Here is a 4,798-nt window from a genome sequence, read left to right on the forward strand (position 1 = left end):
CAGGCGCAGGCCCGCCCCGGCCGGCCTCGGGCGGGGACGCTGCCCCGCCGGGTGGATCGGACGGTGGACGGAGACTACTCGGCGGCGGTCTCGGTCTCGGCGGCCGTCTCGGCCGGGGCCTCGGTCGCGGCGGCGGTCTCGGCCTCCGCCGGCGCGGCGGTCTCGGCCGGGGCCTCGGTCGCGGCGGTCTGCTCGGCGGCGTGCTGCTCGAGCAGCTCGCGCTCCCACTCGGCCATCGGCTCGGCGGCCTGGTCGGCGCCGCCGGACTTCTTGTTGTGGCGCTCCATGAGGCCCTCGGCCACGGCGTCGGCGATCACGCGGGTCAGCAGGTTGACGGAGCGGATGGCGTCGTCGTTGCCCGGGATCGGGAAGGCGACCTCGTCGGGGTCGCAGTTGGTGTCGAGGATCGCGACGACGGGGATGCCCAGCTTCTGGGCCTCGTCCACCGCGAGGTGCTCCTTCTTGGTGTCCACGATCCAGATCAGGGACGGGGCCTTGGTCAGGTTGCGGATGCCGCCGAGGGTGCGCTCCAGCTTCTCCTTCTCGCGGCGCAGGAGCAGGAGCTCCTTCTTGGTGTACTGCGAGCCGGCGACGTCGTCGAAGTCGATCTCCTCGAGCTCCTTCATGCGCTCGATGCGCTTGGAGACCGTGGCGAAGTTCGTGAGCATGCCGCCGAGCCAGCGGTGGTTCACGTAGGGCATGCCCACGCGGGTGGCCTGCTCGGCGATGGCCTCCTGGGCCTGCTTCTTGGTGCCGACGAAGAGGATGGTGCCGCCGTGGGCCACGGTGGTCTTGACGGCCTCGTAGGCGCGGTCGATGAAGGACAGCGACTGCTGGAGGTCAATGATGTAGATGCCGTTGCGCTCGGTGAAGATGAAGCGCTTCATCTTCGGGTTCCAGCGGCGGGTCTGGTGGCCGAAGTGCACGCCGCTGTCGAGGAGCTGGCGCATGGTAACGACGGACATGTCGTCTCCTGGTCTCTCGTGCGGGAGGGCGTGCGACGACGCCCGGCCCGCGGGTTCGGTTCTCGGCTGCGTCCGGCGGACGAGCCCCTGGCGCAGCGGTGGGCGGACCCTGCGGGTCCGTCTCCCGGCCGCCGTGCCGCACCCCGCCGGGACGGGGAACGCGGACCGGGGCGGCCGGACCGGGACAGGAGGTCCCGGTGGCGCTGCGCGCGAAGTCAGCTGCTCGCCACCGCGCCGTCGGATCCGGCATCGGGGCCGGGTCCGGGGTGGTCGCGAGGGCGTGCCGCGAGGGCACAGAGAGCACACTGCGGGATCGAGTGTACTACAGGGCCCTGTCCGCCCTGCACACGGCCGGGGCGGAGGCAGGCGTCCCTCGCCGGTCCACAGCCCGGTCGGGGACGTCCCGTCCCCGGGCCCCGGCGCCGACAGTGGGGACATGCGCGTCCGAGGCCTCCCGCTCTCCCGTCCGTTCCGCAGCCCGAGCCCTGCGCGCCCCCGGGGGCCGGGCCCCGGCAGCGTGCGGTCCCGGGCGCTGCTGCTGGTGCTCGTGCTCGGGGCCGCCCTGCCCTCCCCCGGTTCGGCGGCGGCGGGGTGGGCGTGGCCCCTGTCGCCGCGCCCGGCGGTGGTGGTGGGCGAGTGGGCTCCGCCCGCCCAGCGGTGGTCTCGGGGCCACCGGGGCGTGGACCTGGACGCAGGCCCGGGCGCGAGCGTGCGCGCCCCGGCGGCGGGAACCGTGAGCTTCGTGGGGTTCGTGGTGGACCGTCCGGTGCTCACGCTCGACCACGGCGGGGGTCTGCGCTCGAGCTTCGAGCCCGTCGAGTCGGACCTGGTCACCGGGGAGCGGGTGCGCCGCGGACAGGTCGTGGGGGTGCTGCGCGGCCGCGGCCACTGCGACCCGGGGACCTGCCTGCACTGGGGCGTGCGCCGGGACGGCGACTACGTCAATCCGCTGCAGTTCGTCGGCGCGCTCGAGCCCTCCGTGCTGCTGCCCGTGCCCGAACGGCTGCGGGCCGCGGCTCAGCCCTCGCCGTCCTGAGCGTCCTCGACGCCCTGCTCGACGTCGTCGACGACGTCCTCGGCGCCCTCCCGGACCTGGTCGGCGCCCTCCTCGACCTCCTGCTGGACCTGGTCGGCGCCCTGCTCGACGTCCTCCTGCGTGGTGTCGCAGCCGGTCAGGGCGGCGAGCACCAGGACGGCGGCGGACAGGAGGCTCCACGGTGTGCGGCGGCTCATCTCGGGATCCTCTCGACGGGTGGTGCGCGGCGCGGAGTCCCAGTGCACCACATCCCCCGGGGGACGCGCATCCCGGGGGAACGCGAGCACCCCTCCCCCGGGAGACGGCCGGGAGGAGGGGTGAGGAGTAGGGCCGGTGGGGCTTGAACCCACGACCGAAGGATTATGAGTCCTCTGCTCTGACCGGCTGAGCTACGGCCCCGCACCGGGACGGGCCCGGCGGCGCAGCACCACGTTACCGCACGAGCGCGGCCAGCCGCCGCCGGATCCGCCGCGGTCTCGCGGTGCTGGGGCGCGCGGGCTCGGGACGGTTCCCCCGGTAGAGCCGCAGGAAGGTCTCCAGGGTGCGCGGGAAGCTGTGCTGGGCGACCTTGCGGCGGCTCTCGCGGCCCATCCGCGCGCGCTCCTCGGGCGGGGCGTCCAGCACGAGGGCGAGCTTGCCGGCCAGGTCACGCGCGTCGCCGGGGGCGAAGAGCCAGCCGTTGACGCCGTCCTCGGCCAGGTGCGGCAGCGCCCGTGCGTCGGCGAGGACCACGGGCCGGGACGCCGCCATCGCCTCGAGGGTGACCAGCGACTGCAGCTCGGCCGTGCCGGGCTGGCAGAACACGTCGGCCCGGAGGTACGCCGCACGAAGCTCCTCGTCGGGGACGTAGCCCAGGAAGCGGACCCGCCCTTCCACCCCGAGGCCCCGCGCCAGCTTCTCGAGCGCCGGGCGCTGCTCGCCGTCGCCCACGATCTCCAGACGGGCGTCCAGCTCGGCGGGCAGCAGGGAGAGGGCCTCGATGAGCACGTCGACGTTCTTCTCGACCGCCAGCCGGCCGGTGTAGAGCACGGTGGGGGGCCCCGCCGGTCGCGGCCGCTCGCCCTCGTGGGCCTCGTAGTCCGCGATCCTGATCCCGTTGGACACGGCGAGCACGGTGTCGGGGAAGCCGTTGCGGCGCATGTCGTCAACCGCGAGCGGGGTGGGAGCGGTCACCACGTCGCAGGCGCCGAACACCCGGACCATGTCACGCCAGGACACCGCGCGGTACCGGTTGAGCACCCAGGCCGGGAACGGCAGGAACGGCTCCAGGTTCTCGGGGACGAAGTGGTTGGTGCCCACGATCCGGATGCCCCGCCGCCGGGACTCCCGCACGAGCAGCCGGCCGATGATGTAGTGACACTGGACGTGGACGACGTCGGGGCGCACCTCGTCGAGCACCCGACGTATTTCCCCGGCGACCTGCCACGGGAAGCAGAAGCGGAAATAGGGGTGGGTGAACGCCCGGTGGGAGCGGAGGCGGTGCTCGACCACGCCGTCGTCCTGGGCCACGGACGACGGCCCGGGCTCGGGGCGGGCGCACACGACGTGCACCCGGTGGCCCTGCTCGTGCAGGCCCCGCGCGAGACGGTGCGCGAACTGCGCTGCTCCGTTGACGTCCGGCGGATAGGTCTCGGGGCCCAGGAGGACGGTCAGGGGGTGGTCGGTGGTCGCGGTGTGGGCGCTCAAGCGTGTCTTCCCGGTCGGTCGTGTGCTGGGCGGTGGTGCGCCGCGCGGCCGCGGGCGGGGCCCTCGGATGCCGCGGGACACTGTGCCGAGGAGCCCGGCACCTGCTGCGCCCGGTCCTGCCGTGCGAGCTCGGCGCGGCGCTCGAGCACCTCCGGGTGGTGCTGCGAGAGCACGGCGACCCCGACTATAGCAACGCCGCCTGCGCCGGCCATGAGCATCCCGACCGGGACGGAGAACCCCGGGGCCGCTTCGCCCAGGACCAGCAGCCCCAGGAGGACCCCCACCATGGGGTCGATCACGGTCAGGCCCGCGATCACGAGGTCCGGGGGTCCCGCGGCGAACGCCGTCTGCACGAACCACCCGCCGAGCACGGCCGCGACGAGCGCGCTGCCCACCGCGAGCCAGTTGACGTCGTCGAGAGGTGTCCCGGCACTGCCCTGGATCCGGATGAGGGTCATCCGCACCAGCACCGCCACGAAGCCGTAGAGGATTCCGGCGCCCACCACGTAGAACGTCCCGCCCAGGATGCGGCCGAACATCGCGGCGGAGACCCCCAGGACGCAGGTCAGCACCACGAGCATGACCACCACGGTGTGCTCCGCCCACTGCGAAACGCCCTGCGCGGGGTCGGTCGCCGCCACGGCGCACGTCACGAAGACCGCGCCGCCCGCGGTGCACAGCCCGATCGCCGTCCAGGTGCGCCGGTTGATCCGCAGCCGGCGGTGCCGGGCGTGCAGCAGCGTGGTGATGACCAGGGCCACGACGCCGATCGGCTGGACCACCGTCACGGTGGCCAGTCCGAGCGCGGTGACGTTGAGGCCGGTGCCCGCGCCCAGCAGACCCAGGCCCAGCAGCCAGCGGGGACGGCGCAGCAGCTCGGGGACGTTGCGCAGGCCCAGCCGTCCCTGCGCGACGTCGGCCACGGCGCTGCTCTGCTGCTGCGTCCCGACGGCCAGGCACACGGCCGAGAGCAGCGCCAGGGCGACCGCCAACCACTGGCTCATGGCACCCACCGATCTCTCGTCACGCCCGGGATTCTATCGACCCGGCCCGCCCGGCCGCCCCGTGGCGCGTGGATCTCGGGTGAACGCACGGCGAAGGCCCGGAAGCC

Annotated in this window: 5 protein-coding genes and 1 tRNA gene; 1 reads left to right on the forward strand and 5 read right to left on the reverse strand. The window is 74.0% G+C overall.

All coding sequences use genetic code 11. The features are described 5' to 3' along the window. Positions 1 to 74: 74 nt before the first annotated feature. Entirely contained in the window at positions 75 to 965 is an 891-nt protein-coding gene (gene rpsB / locus ACFU0Y_RS17130) for a 30S ribosomal protein S2 (RefSeq protein WP_380216007.1), read from the reverse strand. Between the two features lie 436 nt (positions 966 to 1,401). On the opposite strand from rpsB, the gene ACFU0Y_RS17135 reads away from it, so the two are divergent. Further along, positions 1,402 to 2,001, forward strand: coding sequence for a M23 family metallopeptidase (locus tag ACFU0Y_RS17135; RefSeq protein WP_380216009.1), 600 nt, complete (start codon positions 1,402 to 1,404; stop codon positions 1,999 to 2,001). Here the strand turns inward: ACFU0Y_RS17135 and ACFU0Y_RS17140 are convergent. From ACFU0Y_RS17140 to ACFU0Y_RS17155, 4 genes are all read right to left on the reverse strand, one after another. Next, complete coding sequence (locus ACFU0Y_RS17140) at positions 1,983 to 2,198, reverse strand: hypothetical protein (RefSeq protein WP_380216011.1); 216 nt, start codon at positions 2,196 to 2,198, stop codon at positions 1,983 to 1,985. The genes ACFU0Y_RS17135 and ACFU0Y_RS17140 overlap by 19 nt on opposite strands. 128 nt (positions 2,199 to 2,326) lie before the next feature. Next, positions 2,327 to 2,400: transfer RNA gene (locus ACFU0Y_RS17145), tRNA-Ile, on the reverse strand. A 33-nt stretch (positions 2,401 to 2,433) separates the two neighbouring features. Then, on the reverse strand, positions 2,434 to 3,687 hold the full coding sequence (locus tag ACFU0Y_RS17150; protein WP_380216013.1) for a glycosyltransferase: 1,254 nt from the start codon (positions 3,685 to 3,687) through the stop codon (positions 2,434 to 2,436). Further along, complete coding sequence (locus ACFU0Y_RS17155) at positions 3,684 to 4,691, reverse strand: DMT family transporter (RefSeq protein WP_380216015.1); 1,008 nt, start codon at positions 4,689 to 4,691, stop codon at positions 3,684 to 3,686. The genes ACFU0Y_RS17150 and ACFU0Y_RS17155 overlap by 4 nt, the downstream gene beginning before the upstream one ends. Positions 4,692 to 4,798: the final 107 nt, after the last annotated feature.

The sequence above is a fragment of the Kocuria sp. NPDC057446 genome, assembly GCF_042802875.1.
GTDB lineage: Bacteria > Actinomycetota > Actinomycetes > Actinomycetales > Micrococcaceae > Kocuria.